At 67.9% G+C, this 15,494-nt stretch carries 13 protein-coding genes; 6 read left to right on the plus strand and 7 right to left on the minus strand.

Annotated features, from left to right (window positions below):
* Positions 1 to 18: 18 nt before the first annotated feature.
* The 3 genes from leuD to ACE039_RS07105 form a co-directional block, all read right to left on the minus strand.
* Positions 19 to 675 (minus strand): 3-isopropylmalate dehydratase small subunit, encoded by a 657-nt coding sequence (gene leuD / locus ACE039_RS07095; protein WP_485821996.1) that lies wholly within the window; start codon positions 673 to 675, stop codon positions 19 to 21.
* Positions 672 to 2,093: a 3-isopropylmalate dehydratase large subunit gene (gene leuC / locus ACE039_RS07100; protein ID WP_485821997.1), complete on the minus strand. Its 1,422-nt coding sequence runs from the start codon at positions 2,091 to 2,093 to the stop codon at positions 672 to 674. Before leuC ends, leuD begins: the two co-directional genes overlap by 4 nt.
* 92 nt (positions 2,094 to 2,185) lie before the next feature.
* Entirely contained in the window at positions 2,186 to 3,169 is a 984-nt protein-coding gene (locus ACE039_RS07105) for a tripartite tricarboxylate transporter substrate binding protein (RefSeq protein WP_485821998.1), read from the minus strand.
* Between the two features lie 141 nt (positions 3,170 to 3,310).
* On the opposite strand from ACE039_RS07105, the gene ACE039_RS07110 reads away from it, so the two are divergent.
* Positions 3,311 to 4,234, plus strand: coding sequence for a LysR family transcriptional regulator (locus tag ACE039_RS07110; protein WP_105555837.1), 924 nt, complete (start codon positions 3,311 to 3,313; stop codon positions 4,232 to 4,234).
* A gap of 10 nt (positions 4,235 to 4,244) precedes the next feature.
* On the opposite strand, the gene ACE039_RS07115 is transcribed toward ACE039_RS07110, so the two are convergent.
* From ACE039_RS07115 to ACE039_RS07125, 3 genes are read right to left on the minus strand one after another with little or no spacing between them, the layout of a single operon-like run.
* A complete protein-coding gene (locus ACE039_RS07115; protein ID WP_050446162.1) occupies positions 4,245 to 4,886 on the minus strand; it encodes a flavin reductase family protein in 642 nt (213 codons plus the stop codon).
* Between the two features lies 1 nt (position 4,887).
* The gene (locus ACE039_RS07120) at positions 4,888 to 5,667 is read right to left on the minus strand and encodes a GntR family transcriptional regulator (protein ID WP_313462577.1); all 780 of its coding nucleotides are present in this window, start codon (positions 5,665 to 5,667) and stop codon (positions 4,888 to 4,890) included.
* A gap of 49 nt (positions 5,668 to 5,716) precedes the next feature.
* The gene (locus tag ACE039_RS07125; RefSeq protein WP_313462576.1) at positions 5,717 to 6,679 is read right to left on the minus strand and encodes a polysaccharide deacetylase family protein; all 963 of its coding nucleotides are present in this window, start codon (positions 6,677 to 6,679) and stop codon (positions 5,717 to 5,719) included.
* Positions 6,680 to 6,909: 230 nt separating this feature from the next.
* Here ACE039_RS07125 and ACE039_RS07130 point away from each other — a divergent pair, with 230 nt between their 5' ends.
* Genes ACE039_RS07130 through ACE039_RS07140 form a run of 3 tightly spaced genes read left to right on the plus strand, consistent with a single transcriptional unit; the run spans position 6,910 to position 11,497 of the window.
* Entirely contained in the window at positions 6,910 to 8,100 is a 1,191-nt protein-coding gene (locus ACE039_RS07130; protein ID WP_448712127.1) for an ABC transporter substrate-binding protein, read from the plus strand.
* Between the two features lie 26 nt (positions 8,101 to 8,126).
* Positions 8,127 to 9,005 (plus strand): branched-chain amino acid ABC transporter permease, encoded by an 879-nt coding sequence (locus tag ACE039_RS07135; RefSeq protein ID WP_105555834.1) that lies wholly within the window; start codon positions 8,127 to 8,129, stop codon positions 9,003 to 9,005.
* Entirely contained in the window at positions 9,005 to 11,497 is a 2,493-nt protein-coding gene (locus ACE039_RS07140) for a branched-chain amino acid ABC transporter ATP-binding protein/permease (RefSeq protein WP_485821999.1), read from the plus strand. Before ACE039_RS07135 ends, ACE039_RS07140 begins: the two co-directional genes overlap by 1 nt.
* A 55-nt stretch (positions 11,498 to 11,552) precedes the next feature.
* Here the strand turns inward: ACE039_RS07140 and ACE039_RS07145 are convergent, their stop codons facing one another.
* Entirely contained in the window at positions 11,553 to 12,557 is a 1,005-nt protein-coding gene (locus ACE039_RS07145; protein ID WP_448708795.1) for an Lrp/AsnC family transcriptional regulator, read from the minus strand.
* Positions 12,558 to 12,639: 82 nt separating this feature from the next.
* Here ACE039_RS07145 and ACE039_RS07150 point away from each other — a divergent pair, with 82 nt between their 5' ends.
* Both ACE039_RS07150 and ACE039_RS07155 read left to right on the plus strand, forming a co-directional pair.
* Positions 12,640 to 13,959, plus strand: a complete 1,320-nt coding sequence (locus ACE039_RS07150) for an MFS transporter (protein WP_105555831.1) — start codon at positions 12,640 to 12,642, stop codon at positions 13,957 to 13,959.
* Positions 13,960 to 14,033: 74 nt separating this feature from the next.
* Complete coding sequence (locus tag ACE039_RS07155) at positions 14,034 to 15,464, plus strand: amidase (RefSeq protein ID WP_485822060.1); 1,431 nt, start codon at positions 14,034 to 14,036, stop codon at positions 15,462 to 15,464.
* Positions 15,465 to 15,494: the final 30 nt, after the last annotated feature.

A 15,494-nucleotide genomic window follows, 5' to 3' on the forward strand; every position in this document is an offset into this window, starting at 1 on the left:
GGGTACTGCCTCCTGTTGTTACTGTCGCCCGGCGTCCAGACGGTCGCGCACCGTGCGCGCCACGTCCTTCATCCAGGGGTGGCGCGCCCAGTGGGCCGCTTCAAAACGTTCCACCTCGGGCAATTGGGCCAGCGACGCGCCCACCATGTCCTGCCCTTGCGCGAACATGCGGCGATGCCGTTCCGGCAACGTGAAGCCCGCCGTCCAGCCATCCGCGGCGCGGATCTGGCCCGCCATCACGTCGACGGCCACGCGGTTGCCGCCCGCCACGCCCGTATTGGACACCCGCGCGAGCAGCGCGTCGACCTCGGCCGGCGGCAGGCTGACCAGCAGCAGGCCGTTGTTCAGCGCGTTGAAGTAGAAGATCTCGCCAAAGCTCGGCGCGATCACCGCGCGGATGCCGAACTGCTGCAAGCCCCACACCGCATGTTCCCGGCTGGAGCCGCAACCGAAGTTGGGGCCGGCCACCAGCAGCGATGCGCCGGCGTAGGCGTCCTGGTTCAGAACGAAGCCGGGGCGTGGCGCGCCCTCTTCGTCAAAGCGCAGGTCGTACAGCAGGCCACGATCCAGCCCCGCCTTGTCGATGATGCGCAGGAATTGCTTGGGCATGATCTGGTCGGTGTCCAGATTGGAAAACGGCAGCGGCGCGGCGATGCCTTCGATCAGCGGGTTCATTTGGCTTGCTCCCAGTCGCGGGCGTCAACGATGCGGCCAGCCAGCGCGGCCGCCGCCGCCATGGCGGGGCTCATCAGGTGCGTGCGCCCTGCCCGCCCCTGGCGTCCTTCGAAATTGCGGTTGGTGGTGGAGGCGCAGCGCTCGCCGGGCCGCAGCACGTCGTCGTTCATGGCCAGGCACATCGAACAGCCCGGCTGGCGCCATTCGAAGCCGGCGTCGATCAGTTGCGCGGCCAGCCCCTCGGCTTCGGCCTGTACGCGCACTGCGCCCGACCCCGGCACGACCATCGCCCGCACGCCGGCCGCAACCTTGCGGCCGCGCACCATCGCCGCGACCACGCGCAGGTCTTCAATACGGCCGTTGGTGCAAGAACCGATGAACACCCGGTCGATCGGCACGCCGGCGATCGGCATCCCGGGCGCCAGGCCGATGTAGTCCATGGCCTTTTCCAACGCCAGCCGGGCCAGCGTGTCGGGCTCCGCCTGCGGATCCGGCACCCGTCCGGTGATCGGCATGGCCTGATCGGGGCTGGTGCCCCACGTGACAAAGGGCGCGATGTCGGCCGCGTTGAACACGTGTTCGACATCGAACGCCGCACCGTCGTCGGTGCGCAGCGTGGCCCAATAGCCGCGCGCCGCGCGCAACGCCTCGCCGCGCAAGTGGGGCGCATGCGCGGTGACATACGCGTCGGTGGTCGCATCCGGCGCGATCAGCGCGGCGCGCGCGCCGGCCTCCACGGTCATGTTGCACAGGGTCATGCGGGCTTCGGCCGACAACGCGTCGATCGCCGCGCCGCAGAACTCCACGGCGTGCCCCCGCGCGCCTTGAGCGCCGATGCGATGCACCAGATAAATGACCAGGTCTTTGGCGGACACGCCAGCGCCCAGCACGCCGTCGACCCGGACGCGCATGTTGCGCGCAACGCGGTAGACGAGCGTCTGCGTGGCCAGGATGTGTTCGACTTCCGACGTCCCGATGCCGAAGCCTAACGCGCCCAACGCGCCATAGGTGGTGGTGTGGCTGTCGCCGCACAACACCACCATGCCGGGCAGGATCATGCCGTGTTCGGGCGCGATCACGTGTTCGATGCCTTGCAGCGGGTCGGTGGTGTCGAACAGCGCGATGCGCTGGGTGTCGCAATTGTGCTTCAGGTTCACGGCCTGGCGCGACGAGGCATCGTCGGCGATGACGCGCAGCGCCGACGGCACCGGGTGCGTGGGAATGATGTGGTCCACCACCGCCATCTGCTGGCCCGGCCGCAACACGGCCCTGCCGCGCGCGGCCAGGCCGCTGAAGGCTTGCGGGCTGGTGTATTCGTTCATGATGTGCAGATCGACATAAAGCAGGATGTGCTCGTCGTCGATGCGGGCCACTTCATGGCTGGCCACCAGTTTGTCGTATAGCGTCATGCCGGGCATGTCTTGTCGTCCTTGATTGCAGTGCCCGCGACCGACCGCGGGCGCATCTTGCGGCAAGGGCCTGTCATCCTGACAGGCGCCTCGCATTCCCTCTAGTTGGCCTGAATGCCGGCGTCCTTCACGATGTCCGCCCAGCGCGTCATCTCGGCGGCCACCATGTCGTCCGTCTTGGCCGGCGTGGAAATCAGGGGATCGAACCCTTCCTTCTGCATGCGGTCTTTCAGTGCCTGCGACTGCAGCGCTTCGGCCAGCTTGGCGTTCAGCGTATCGATTACCGCTTGGGGTGTGCCGGCCGGCGCGCTGACCACGAACCAGGTGTTGAACGCGTAGCCGGGCAGGCCGGATTCCGCGATGGTGGGCACGTCGGGCAGCAGCGGCGAGCGCGTGGTGCCCGTCACGCCCAGCGCGCGGAGCTTCTTGCCGTCGACTTGCGGCTTGGCCGCGGACAGCACGGGGAAGCTCATCTGCACCTGGCCGCTGATGGTGTCCACCATGGCCGGGCCGCCGCCCTTGTACGGCACATGCAGGATCTGCGTCTTGGACACGGACTTGAACAGTTCGGCGGCCATGTGGAAGGTGCTGCCCGTGCCCGCGGAACCGAAGCTCAGGTCATTGGCGGGCCGCGCGCGGACATAGGCCAGCAGCTCGCTCACGCTGGTGACCGGCAAGGCGTTCGTCACCGTCAGCACGTGCTGCGACGTGCCTACCGTGCCCACCGACCGCAGATCCTTTCTGGTGTCGAACGGCATCTCTTTGAACAACGCGGGGTTGATGGCCAGCGACATCGTGTTGATCGCCAGCGTATAGCCGTTGGGTTGGGCGCGCGCCACGGCGGCCATGCCGATGTTGCCGGAAGCGCCGGCCCGGTTCTCCACGATCACGCTCTGGCCGAGGGCTCGGCCCCACGCGTCTGAAATCAGCCGCGCGGCGATGTCCACGCTGCCGCCGGGCGCGAACGGCACGACAAGCGTCACGGCGCGCTCGGGGAACGCGTCGGCGGCCACGGCGGGAAAGCTCCAACAGGATGCAACGGCAAGGGCGGCGCAGACCGCGCCGGCCACGGGTTTGAATTTCATTCCTGGTCTCCTCGGTTGGCCGCGTGGGTGCGGCTCTATATCGGTAGCGCCAGTGTATAAGCCGGTTTAATTCTTATAATTGCGGCCAAGACTAAATCTTTATTAAATTGAATTTATAAATAGCGATTACCAGGCCCGCCTATGGACGCCCTTTCCGACCTTGCCTTCTTCTCGCTGGTGGTCAAGCACGGCAACCTGTCCGCCACCGCGCGCGAACTGGGCCTGACGCCGCCCGCCATCAGCACGCGATTGGCCCGGCTGGAGCAGCGCCTGGGCGTCAGGCTGCTGAACCGCACCACGCGGCGGGTCAGCGTCACGCAAGAGGGCGAGCTGTATCTGGCGGAAGGCACCCGCATCCTGGCTGACCTGGAAGCCCTGGAACGGTCGGTCTCAAGCGCCCGCGCCCAACCGCAGGGCCTGCTGCGGCTGAACGCCACGTTCGGTTTCGGGCGCGCCCACATCGTGCCGGCCGTGTCGGACTTCGCGCGCCAATTTCCGGACGTCGAAGTGTTGATGCGGCTGACGGACCGGCCGCTGAACCTGATCGAGGAAGGCTTCGACGTGGCCGTGCGTTTCGGCGACCTGCCCGACGCCCGACTGACCGCACGCAAGATCGCATCCAACCGGCGGCTGCTCTGCGCGTCGCCCCGCTACCTCGACACTTACGGCGAACCCCGCGCGCCGGGCGACCTGCAGCGCCACCGCTGCATCGTGGTGCGCGAGAACGACGTGGCCTACGGCACCTGGCGGTTGGAATCCGGCCAACGTGCCGAAACCGTCAAAGTGCGCGGCCCGGTCAGTTCGAATGACGGCCAAAGCGCGTTGGAATGGGCCCTGGACGGCCACGGCATCGTCATGCGGTCCGAATGGGAGACCGCGGCCTACCTGCGCGCGGGCCGGCTACGCGAAGTGTTGGCGGATTGGCGCACGCCGTCCGCCGACATTCACGCGCTGTATCCCGAACGCCTGAACCTGCCGGCCAAGACAGTCGCGTTCGTGGAGTTCCTGACGCAGCGCTTCGCCCGGCACCTGCGCCCGCCGGGCGGCCACGGCGCCGTCTGGTGAAGGCTGCGCCTTAGATTTCGTCGATCGCGGTGCTGGCCGCCGTTCCCGCAGGCGCGTCCCCCGCGCCGATCGCGTAGCGGTCGCGCGTCGTGACGTAGAAGCTTGCGCCGAAACGCCCCACCGGAAAATAGTCCTGCAGGCGCACGCGCCAGGTTTCCGTGTCGATCAGGCCATCGCGCGCATGCAGCCAGCGCACCTGGCCAATGAAGATCTGCCGGCTGGCGGTTTCCATCGTTTCATACAGCGTGCATTCGAAGGCAACCGGCGCCTGCACGATGCGGGGCGGCTTGACGTGGTGGCTGGGCGCGGCGTCCAGCCCGGCGTGGGCCAGTTCACTGACGTCCGCCGGCAGACGGTCGCCGCAGCGGTGCATTTTTTCTGCCATCGCTTCGTCGGTCAGGTGGACCACGAATTCCTTATCGCGGGCAATGTTGCGGGCCGTGTCCTTCAAGCCGCCGTCTTCCAGCCGGTTGATGCTGACCATGACAATCGGCGGGTCTTCGCCCAGCATGTTGAACATGCTGAACGGCGCGGCGTTGACCACGCCGGTTTCGGACAAGGTGGTGATCAGCGCGATCGGCCGGGGCACGATCAGGCTGGCCATCAACTTGTAGCGCTGGTATTCGGTGATTGCGTCGAAATCGATTTCCATGTCAGGCCAGTCCCAGCATCTGGGCAAGAGTTTGCGCGGGTTGCGGGCGTTCAAGGCTGATACGCCGCTCCAGGTCCGCAAGGTGGTTGTCATTGATCTTCACGGCTTCCGCCACGTCGCCGCGTTCCATCAGGTCCACGATCAGCACGTGCTCGCCGTGTTCGCAGGCGGCGTTGCCGGGCGGCTCGTACAGCGCCACGATCAGCGAGCACCGCGACACCAGCTCGGCCAGATAGCCGTGCAGGATCGCGTTGCCGGACAGTTCGCCCAGACGCACGTGAAAGGCACTGGCCTGGCGCGCCCACGCGGGCTGCCCGGCGCGATGCAGCAAGGCGTGTTCGTCGCGCAATTGCTTGCGCAGCGACGCGTAGTCGGCCTTGGTGGCCCGGGCCACGGCCAGGGGCAGCAAGGCCGCTTCCAACGCGCGGCGCGCCTGGAAAATCTGCCGCGTGTCTTCGGGCGTGGGCTCGGCCACCACCGCGCCGCGGTTGTGGTGCAAATCCACGACGTGCTCGTGCGCCAGCCGCTGCAGGGCTTTGCGCGCCACGGACCGCGATACGCCGAACAACTCGCAGATCGCGGCCTCGGGCAACTTCGTGCCAGGCGTCAGCCGCTGGCTCATCACGCTTTCGTACACGGCTTCGCAGATGCGGCGCTCCATGTCGCTGTCCGGCGCCGCGTCACCGTGGCCGGCGGCGTCCGGGGCGGCGACGGGCGGGGCGGCCGGCTTGCTGCGAGCGGCGGGCTTGGCGCGGGGTTGGGCTGGGCTACGGGTAGGCATGCGGGACTCGGGTGGGCGGACGGAGAAAAGGTATCGGACAACCGGCGGCTCAGCGCGCGGCCACCGCGCCGGACGGCAGGCTATCCACATGGCGGCAGATCTCGCCCGGCGTGGTGAACCAGATCTCGCCCCGGTCGCGCGCCGCCGCCAGCGGCGCCAGCGCCCGGCGCAGGTGCCGCAGCCGGTACGGCTGCCCAACGATATAGGGATGCAGCGCAATGCCCATCACCAGCGGCTGGCGAACGGCTTGCGCGCGCATTTCCTCGAACTGATCAAGAATCATATCGGCAAAGTCGCGGGCGTCCATCTTGCGGCCCATGATCATCGGGATGTCGTTGAGTTCCTGCGGATACGGAATGGCCCAGAGATCGCCCGCGCGGGTGCGCATCCGCATGGGCTGGTCATCGTGGCACCAGTTCAGCGTGTAGCGGTAGCCCGCCTCGGCCAGCAGGTCCGGCGTGGCGCGGCTTTCCGAAATCCATGGCGACAGCCAGCCCGCCGGGGCTTGGCCGGCGTGCTGCCGGATGCGGTCGCGGCAATGCGCCAGCAGCGCGCTTTCTTCGGCTTCGGGCAGGCCGCCCTGGCGATGCGCGTTGCTGTAGCCATGCCCGATCAGTTCATCGCCGCGTGCCAGGAAGGCGTCGACCAATTCCGGGCAATGCTCGTACAGCGCGGTGTTGAGCAATACGCCCGCGGGCAGGCGCAGTTCGTCGAACAGCTCCAGGCAGCGCCACGCGCCCACCCGGTTGCCGTACTCGCGCCATGCGTAGTTCAGCACGTCGGGATGGGGCGAGGCCGGTCCCAGTTCAGCCCCCAACCCCTCGCCAAAGGCGAAGTGCTCGATGTTGAAGCCCAGGTACACGGCCAGGCGCGCGCCGTTCGGCCAGGCGTAATCCCCCCGGCCGGTGATCGGCTGATAGGCGAAGCGGCCATGGCAGGCCAGCGGCGCGGGCGCCCATGCGGACGCGTCGCCGCGCCCCGGATTAGTGCTTGAAAGCGAGGTTGGATTCATTTTGGTGCAAATCCTGATGCATGATTGTTAACAAAATTCTGGAATCTTTGTAGACAAAACTGGAATTTGACGCGGACAAACCACGCCTGAAGACGCCACATTCCCCCTCGTGGCAGAGCGATCGCCGCCCATGGCGTCCGGTTGGAACCAGATGGCATGGATCTTGCATGGGGAAACCAGGCAGCCCTTAACCCCATGCAAGATCCGTTCCACTTTTCCAGGAGTGCCCAATGGTCCCGACCCGCCGTTCCTTTTTGCTTCGCGCCACCGCCGCCGCCCTCTTCACCGCCGGCTTGACCCTGCAACCGGCGCTTGCCGCCGACCCCATCAAGATCGGCCTGATCACGGCGCTGTCCGGCGAGTCGGCACGAGCGGGCGAAGCGCTGACGCGCGGCATGACGATCGCCATCGACGAGATCAATGCGAAAGGCGGCCTGTTGGGCGGCCGCCAGATCGTCTTGGTGCGGCGCGACGACGAAGGCAATCCCGCCAAGGGCATGGCCGCCGCGCGTGAATTGATCTTCAAGGAAAAGGTCACCGTGCTGTTTGGCGGCCTGGACACGCCGGTCTCGATGGCCATCGTGCCCATCGTGAACCAGGAAAAGGTGCCGTTCATGGGGCCGTGGGCGGCGGGCACCGCCATCACGCAAAACAAGGGCAACCCGAACTTCGTGTTTCGCGTGTCGGCCATGGACGAGATCGTGGACAGCGCGATGGTCCAGTACGCGCAAAAGACGTTCCAGAGCGCCAAGCCGGGCATGATCCTCGTGAACAACCCGTGGGGCGAATCCAACGAGAAAGGCCTGAACGCCGCGCTAGCCGCGGCCAAGGTCACGCCCGCCGGCGTCGAGAAATTCCAACCCAACGACCTGGACGTGGTGCCCCAACTGAGCCGCCTGAAGGCCGAGGGCGCCGACACGCTGTTCCTGGTCGGCAACGTCGGCCCGTCGGCGCAGGTCGTGAAGTCGCTGGACCGCATGGGCTGGAAGGTGCCGATCGTGTCGCACTGGGGCCCCGCGGGCGGCCGCTTCACCGAGCTGGCCGGCCCGAACGCCAAGAACGTGCATTTCGTGCAGACCTACAGCTTCTTCGCCAAGCAGGGCCCGGTGGGCGACAAGGTGATGCAGGCGCTGAAGGCCAAGTACTCCGACATCAAGGGCCCGCAGGACATCACGCCTGCCGTGGGCGTGGCCAATGCCTACGACGGCATGCAGCTGGCCGCGCTGGCCATCGCGCAGGCCGGCTCGACCGACGGCGACGCGGTGCGCCAGGGCTTCTACAAGATCGGCAAGTACGACGGCCTGATCAAAACCTATGAACAGCCCTTCACGCCCACTTCGCACGATGCGCTGCGCGAAGACGATTACGTGTGGACGCAGTTCATCGATAACCGCATCCTGCCCGTCAAAGGCGCGCAGTAAACAGCTGGTCCACGCGGGAGACGCGCATGTTGTTGATGTCCGCCATCGTCAGCGGCCTGGGTCTGGGAAGCATGTACGGGCTGATGGCCCTGGGCTTTTACCTGACCTACGCCGTGTCCGGCACGGTGAACTTCGCCCAAGGCAGTTCCATGATGCTGGGCGCCGTGCTGACTTTTACGTTCGCGCAGACGCTGGGCTGGCCGCTGGCGCCCGCCTTGCTGGCGGCGCTGGCGCTGTGCGCGCTGTACGGCCTGGTGGTCGAACGGCTGGCCGTGCGGCCGTTCGCCAGCCGGGGCTCCAACGCCTGGCTGATGTCCACGGTAGCGCTGGGCATCGTGCTGGATAACGTGGTGATGTTCACGTTCGGCAAAGAGCCGCGCAGCTTGCCGTCGCCACTGGCGCAGGCGCCGCTTGAAATCGGCGGGCTGGGCCTGGGCGTCTACCCGTTGCAACTGCTGATTCCGCTGGTCGGGCTGGTGCTGGCGGCAGCGCTGCACACGCTGTCGCGCCGCACGCGCTGGGGCGTGGCGCTGCTGGCCGTCGTGCAGAACCCCAGCGCGGCACGGCTGATGGGCATTCCCGTGCGCCGCGCCATCATGGCGGCGTTTGCCGTATCCACGCTGTTCGCCGGCGTGGCGGGCGCGCTGGTCGCGCCGCTGTTCAACGTGCAGGCCGACATGGGCACGCTGTTCGGCCTGAAGGCCTTCGTCGTCGCGATCCTGGGCGGCATTACCAGCGCCTGGGGCGTAATGATCGCCGGCCTGCTGTTCGGCGTGGTCGAAGCGCTGATCACGGTGGCGCTGGGCTCCGGATATACCCAGATCATCAGCTTCACGTTGGTGATCGTCATGCTGGCCGTGCGTCCCAACGGACTCTTCGGCCGCGCCGATGTCAGGAAGGTCTGATGAATAAGCGACTTGCATCGCGCTGGCTGCCGCTGGCGCTCTACGCCCTGCTGGCGGCGGCCGGCCTGGCCCTGGCGGCCACCGTCAACGGCTACTACGTGTTCGTGCTGGGCAATGTGGCGCTGTTGGCGCTGGCCGGCATCGGGCTGAACGTACTGCTGGGGCTGACCGGACAGATGTCGTTCGGCCACGCCGGTTTCTACGCCATCGGCGCGTACACCGTGGCGATCCTGACCGGTCAGGCCGGCTGGAGCTTCTGGCTGGCCTGGCCGGCGGCGGCGCTTATCGCCGGCGCCTTCGGCCTGCTGTTGGCCCTGCCCGCGCTGCGCGTGAAAGGCCCTTACCTGGCGATGATCACCATCGCCTTCGGCTTCATCGTCGAGCACGCGCTGATCGAAGGCGGCGACCTCACCGGCGGCCAGAACGGCCTGATGGGAATCGTGCAACCCTCGCTGGCCGGCATCGGCGGGGACCGCGGCGTGGCCATGCTGGCCATCGTGGCGGCGTTCGCGGCGCTGGCGGCCTACGCGCTGCTGTCCCGCGGCACGTGGGGCGCGGCGATGCGCGCCGTCAAAGACAGCGAAACGGCCAGCGAGTCCATCGGCATCAACCCGCTGGCGGTCAAGGCCGTGGCGTTCATGGTGTCGGCGGCGGTGGTGGGCCTGGCGGGCGGCCTCTACGCGCCGCAGGCCGGCATGATCACGCCGCACAACTTCAACTTCATGCAGTCCATCCTGTTCGTGCTGGCGGTGACGCTGGGCGGCGCGGGGTCGCTGGCCGGACCGTTGCTGGGCGCGGTCGTCGTCGGACTGCTGCCAGAGCTGCTATCCAGCCTGGAGGAATACCGCCTGCTGTTCTTCGGCGCCTTCCTGCTGGTTGTGCTGTGGGCCGCGCCCGACGGTGTGGCCGGGCTGCTGTCGCGCTGGCGCCGCAATGCGGCGAGCCATGCGCTGACGCCGCGCCAGGGCAGCGCAATGCCAGCCGGCGGCCGCCCCCGGCGCATCTTGCGCGCCGACGCGCTGACCATGACTTTCGGCGGCGTGCGCGCCGTGCAATCGGTGTCGTTCGCCGTGCCGCCGGCGGCCGTGACGGCGCTGATCGGGCCCAACGGCGCAGGCAAGTCGACCGTCATCAACATGCTCAGCGGCTACTACCAGCCCACCGCCGGCGCGGTAGCGCTGGGCGACACGGCGCTGGCCGCGCTGCCGGCCTATCGGGTGGCGCGCAACGGCATCGGCCGCACCTACCAGACCTCGCAGCTGTTCGACACGCTTAGCGTGGAAGACAACGTGGCGCTGGGCATGGTGCGCGGCCGGCTGGGCGGGCTGCTGGCGTCGCGCCGCTTCCGAACCCCGGACGTGCGCGAACGGGCGCGCGCGCTGTTGGCGTTCTGCGGTTACGAGGGCGCGCTGGACGTACCCGCCGCCGACCTGCCCCACGTGGATCGGCGCCTGGTGGAGATTGCCCGCGCGCTGGCCACCGATGCCGACATCCTGCTGATGGACGAACCGGCGGCAGGCTTGTCCCGCGAAGACAAGACGCGGCTGGCCGGGCTGCTGCGGCGCATCGCCGAGGCCGGCGCGGGCGTGTTGCTGGTCGAACACGACATGGCGCTGGTGATGGGGGTGTCGGACCATATCGTTGCCATCGACGCCGGCCGCGAGCTGGCGCAAGGCAGCCCCGCCGACATCCAGCAATCGCCCGCCGTGCGTCAGGCCTACCTGGGCGATGACGCCGCTAGGCGCGCCCCGGCATCCCGGCAGCGGCCAGCCGGCGCCCCCATCGCGCCCGAAGTGCTGGGCGTGGGCAATCTGGTGACGGGTTATGGCGCCAACCCCGTGCTGCACGGCATCGACCTGCAAGTACGGCAGGGCGAAATGGTGGCCCTGCTGGGCGCCAACGGCGCGGGCAAATCCACCTTGATGCGCACGCTGGCCGGCCTGCATCGGCCCGCGCAGGGCGGCATGCATCTGCAAGGTCAGGAACTGAATGGCCTGGCCGCCGACCGTATCGTGGCGCGCGGCCTGGTGCTGGTGCCCGAAGGCCGTCAAGTCTTCCCTGGCCTGAGCGTGCTGGACAACATCCGGTTGGGCGCCTTCCTGCATCCCCAGGACCGGGAAGCGCGCGTGGAAGAGATGCTGACGCGGTTTCCGCGCCTGCGTGAACGCTTGCATCAACGTGCCGGCCTCTTGTCCGGCGGCGAACAGCAGATGCTGGCGATTGCACGCGGCCTTATGTCCAAGCCCGTGATCCTGTTGCTGGACGAACCGTCGTTGGGCTTGGCGCCCAAGATCATCGACGAGTTGTTCGACGCGCTGGACCGGCTGCGCGCGGAGTCCATGACGATTCTGCTGGTGGACCAGATGGCCGCGCTGGCGCTATCGCTGGCCGACCGCGCCTATGTGCTGGAGTCCGGCCGCGTCGCGGCGCAAGGCACGGCGGCGGAAATCGCGCAGGACGGCGCGCTGGCCCGCGCTTATCTGGGCGCGTAGGGCGCCCGATGGGGCCTCGCGGCGCGTGCACGCACGCACCGCGAGGGGGTAGCCACTACGGGGCGTCCGCCCCCAGCCGCGCCCCGGCGCGCACAATGCCGCAGCGCTTGTGCGCGCGCATCACCACCCCCACTTCGCTGTTCAGCACGCCATCCAGTTCACCCAGCCGGCGCGTCACCACGTCCCACAGATGCAGGCTATCGCGGCACAGCACGTGCCAGAACAACTGCGACGCGCCGCTAGTGCCGAACAGGCATCGCGTGTTGGGGTCCAGCGCCAGATGCGCGGCCAGCGCATCCACCGCTTGCGGCCGCACCTGCACCGAGATCACGGCCTCTACCGGAAAGCCCACCAGCGACGGTTCCACCTCCACGCGGAAGCTCAGCGCGCGCCGTTCGACCAGATGCTGCAGCAGACGCTGCGCCGTGGGTTCGCTGACGCCAGCCTGTTCAGCCAGCTCGGCCAGGCTGGCCCGCCCGTCGCGCATCAGATGGGCGACCATGCGTTGTTCCGGCTCGGTCAACGCCGCCGCGGGCTGCGCGGGCGGCGTTTCGGCGGCGGCATCCGGCTGCGCCTGGATACGCCATTGCCCCGCGCGGCGAAAGGGGCGCAACACCAGCCGCGCCTCCACATGCTCCACGCCGTCGATCGACGGCAACACGCGCGTCACCACGTCCGGCATGTCGGCTGCGTCCGCCAGGGTCAGCTCGGCCATCAGATCGGCGGTGCCGGCCAGGGTGACGACCAGTTGGCTGATATCCAGCCGTGCCAGCTGATCGGCCACGTCCGGCACCCGGCCCGAACGGCAGCGCACCCAGGCATGCAACACCACGCCCTGGCCCATGGCCAACGGATCGGGCTCGGCAATGACCCGCAGCGCGTCCGCATCCATCAGGCGGCGAAGCCGGCGCGCCACCGTCCGCTCGGCGATGCCGGTGGCCGTGCCCAGTTCGCGCCAGGACGCGCGCGGGTCCGACTGCAAGGCAATCAGACAGGCCAGATCGGTGTCATCGAGCGCTGGCATTAGGGGCTTACCCTTACTTGACGTGACCATATTCATTAATCTAACGTTCGCGAATTGATAAAAACATAAAATTAAACGGTCTTTTTGACCAAAAATAAATTCTTATTTTGAGGACGTCATGAGCACCCCTTCCGCGACCTTGCGCAGCAAGCAAGGAGCAAGCGCCGCATCGGCCAGCGCCGCGCCGGTATCCCGCGCCCGCACCATCCTGGCCGGTAGTGTAGGCAATGCGGTCGAATGGTTCGATTGGACCATCTATGCCTCTTTCGCCATTTTCTTCTCCAGCCAGTTCTTCCCGCCGGGCAACGAGACCACGGCGTTGCTGGCCACCTTCGGCATCTTCGCCGTGGGCTTCTTCATGCGCCCGGTGGGCGGCTGGGTGCTGGGCATCTTCTCCGACCGCTACGGCCGCAAAGCCGCGCTGGGCCTGACGATCCTGATGATGGCGGGCGGCTCGCTCATCATCGCCATCACCCCCACCTACGCCACGATCGGCATTGCGGCCCCCCTGCTGCTGACCGGCGCACGCCTCTTGCAAGGCCTGTCGCTGGGCGGAGAGTATGCCTCGGCCACGACCTTTCTGGCTGAAATGGCACCGCCCGAAAAACGCGGTTTCTACTCCAGCTTCGTCTTCTTCAGCGCCGCTGTCGGCATTTTGGCTGCCTCCGCCGTGGGCTGGATCCTGACGTCGACGCTGACCAAGGCCGACATGGCATCGTGGGGCTGGCGCATTCCCTTCTTGCTGGGCGCGCTGGGCGGCCTGGCCGGCATGTGGATCCGCCGTGCCATCCCGGAAACCGAAGCCTTCTCGCACGCCAAGAAAGCCGGCGTCGAAAAGCAGCCGCTGCGCACCCTGCTGCGCGATCACCCGCGCGAAGTGCTGCGCATCGTGGGCTTCTCCGTCCTGACCACGTTCGCGTTCTACATCTTCGTGGCCTACGTCCCCACCTACGCCATCCGCCAGGTGGGCGCCGACCCCAAGACCGCGTTCGCCGCCAACACCGTCGCGCTGGTCGTCTTCATGCTGGTGCAGCCGCTGTTCGGCATCCTCTCGGACCGCATCGGCCGCAAGCCGCAGCTGATCTTTTTCGCCACTGGCTACCTGGTGTTCTTCTATCCCCTGATGACGACGCTTGGGCCCTCGTTCGGTTCGATCCTGGCGGTGGAGCTGTTCGGCCTGGTGCTGTATGCCATGTACACGGCGATCGCGCCGGCCATCATGTCGGAACAGTTCCCCACCAGCGTGCGCGCCGTCGGTATCGGCACGCCATACAACCTGGTCGTCGCGCTGCTGGGCGGCACCACGCCCTACCTGCTGACCTGGCTGCAAAGCAAGGGCATGGAACGCTGGTTCTTCTATTACGTGCTGGCGGGCGCCGTGATCACGCTGATCACTTTCATCCGCATGCCCGAGACCAAGGGCCAGACGCTGAAGTAGCGCTCCAGGCGCCCCGTGCAAACGCTTTCCGGCCCCGCAAGGGCCGGAGAGCTTTTTCTTTCTCCATGAGCACCATGCCCGAACACGCCCACATCGACCTGCATTTCCGCGACGCCCGCGAACTCGCCCGCGCCATCCGCCAACGCGAACTGAGCTCCCGCGAGGTCACCAGGCACTTCCTGGACCGCATCCACCGCGCCCCGGCGCTTGGCGCCTACAGCGAAGTCACCGCCGAACGCGCGCTGGCGCAGGCCGATGCCGCCGACCGCCTGCAAGACGCCGGCATTCTGATGGGCCCGCTGCATGGCGTGCCGGTCGCAGTGAAAGACAGCATCCAATGGCAGGGCACGTCCGCCACGGGCGGGTCGCAGACCCGGCAAGGCGTCATCAGCGGCGAGACCTCGGCGGCGATACATGCGCTGGCCGCGCAAGGCATGGTGATTCTGGGCAAGACCCGCATGACCGAATACGCGTTCGGGCTGTCGGGCCAGAACCCGACCCAAGGCACGGCGCGTAATCCCTGGGACGCCCACGTCGCGCGCGCGCCGGGCGGATCCTCCAGCGGTGCGGGCGTGGCGGTGGCGGCCGGGCTGGCGCCGATCGCGCTGGGCGGCGATACGGGCGGCTCGGTGCGCGCCCCGGCGGCGCTCAACGGCGTGGTGGGCTACAAACCGTCCTCCGGCATGATCAGCCGCGCCGGCTGCCTGCCGCTGTCCGACACGCTGGACGTGCTGGGTCCCCTGGCCCGCAACGTGGCGGACGCCCGCTTGCTGACGCAGCTGCTGGCCCGCCCGGACGTCGACGATGCCGCCACCTTGGCCTTGCCCGCCGCCTGCTTCACCGCGCTGCGGCATCCCGCCCCGCGCCGGTCCGCCGCGGTAGCCGTGCTGGCCCCCCAGGCCTGGCCCGCGTCGCTGACCGATGCCGGCCTGCGCATCTGGCATCACGCACAAGAACGCCTGACGCAAGCGGGCCTTGCCCCCACCGCCTGGCACCCGCCCGCCGCGCTGTCGTTCGCGCGCATGGCGGACGACAACTCGGTGGTGCTGGCCTACGAGGCCTATCGCTACTACGGCGCGCTGGCCGAGAACCCTGCGGCGCCCCTGTGGGAAATCGTGCGCACGCGCATCGCCGCGGGCGGCCGGATTTCGCAAGCGGACTATGAAGCCGCCCTGCTGCGGCGCCAGGCCGACATGGCAGCGTTCGCCAGCGCCATGCAGGGCATCGACGCCTTGCTGATGCCTGCCTGCGACCAGGCCGCGCAAGCGCTGGACGCCGAAGACGTCCGCCACGCCGGTCTGGGCAAACTGCTGCGTCCCGCGAACTTCCTGGGCGCGGCCGCGATCGCTTTGCCGGCGGGTTTCGACGACGACGGCATGCCCCTCGCCGTCCAATTGCTGGCCCCCGCCGGCGGCGACGCCGCCATGCTGGATTGCGCGGCCGCACTGGAACCCGTGCTATCGCCCGCGCCACGCCTGCCGGACTTGTCGGCCTGGGGGTTGTAGGCAAGATTCACGTTCGGGCAAAAGCCTGGC

This window comes from Achromobacter maghribensis, from assembly GCF_057334215.1.

Bases quoted from the DNA above. Each gene is read 5' to 3' on its own strand.
- leuD (WP_485821996.1), bottom strand. From the start codon at position 675: ATGAACCCGCTGATCGAAGGCATCGCCGCGCCGCTGCCGTTTTCCAAT.
- leuC (WP_485821997.1), bottom strand. From the start codon at position 2,093: ATGCCCGGCATGACGCTATACGACAAACTGGTGGCCAGCCATGAAGTG.
- ACE039_RS07105 (WP_485821998.1), bottom strand. From the start codon at position 3,169: ATGAAATTCAAACCCGTGGCCGGCGCGGTCTGCGCCGCCCTTGCCGTT.
- ACE039_RS07110 (WP_105555837.1), top strand. From the start codon at position 3,311: ATGGACGCCCTTTCCGACCTTGCCTTCTTCTCGCTGGTGGTCAAGCAC.
- ACE039_RS07115 (WP_050446162.1), bottom strand. From the start codon at position 4,886: ATGGAAATCGATTTCGACGCAATCACCGAATACCAGCGCTACAAGTTG.
- ACE039_RS07120 (WP_313462577.1), bottom strand. From the start codon at position 5,667: ATGCCTACCCGTAGCCCAGCCCAACCCCGCGCCAAGCCCGCCGCTCGC.
- ACE039_RS07125 (WP_313462576.1), bottom strand. From the start codon at position 6,679: ATGAATCCAACCTCGCTTTCAAGCACTAATCCGGGGCGCGGCGACGCG.
- ACE039_RS07130 (WP_448712127.1), top strand. From the start codon at position 6,910: ATGGTCCCGACCCGCCGTTCCTTTTTGCTTCGCGCCACCGCCGCCGCC.
- ACE039_RS07135 (WP_105555834.1), top strand. From the start codon at position 8,127: ATGTTGTTGATGTCCGCCATCGTCAGCGGCCTGGGTCTGGGAAGCATG.
- ACE039_RS07140 (WP_485821999.1), top strand. From the start codon at position 9,005: ATGAATAAGCGACTTGCATCGCGCTGGCTGCCGCTGGCGCTCTACGCC.
- ACE039_RS07145 (WP_448708795.1), bottom strand. From the start codon at position 12,557: ATGAATATGGTCACGTCAAGTAAGGGTAAGCCCCTAATGCCAGCGCTC.
- ACE039_RS07150 (WP_105555831.1), top strand. From the start codon at position 12,640: ATGAGCACCCCTTCCGCGACCTTGCGCAGCAAGCAAGGAGCAAGCGCC.
- ACE039_RS07155 (WP_485822060.1), top strand. From the start codon at position 14,034: ATGCCCGAACACGCCCACATCGACCTGCATTTCCGCGACGCCCGCGAA.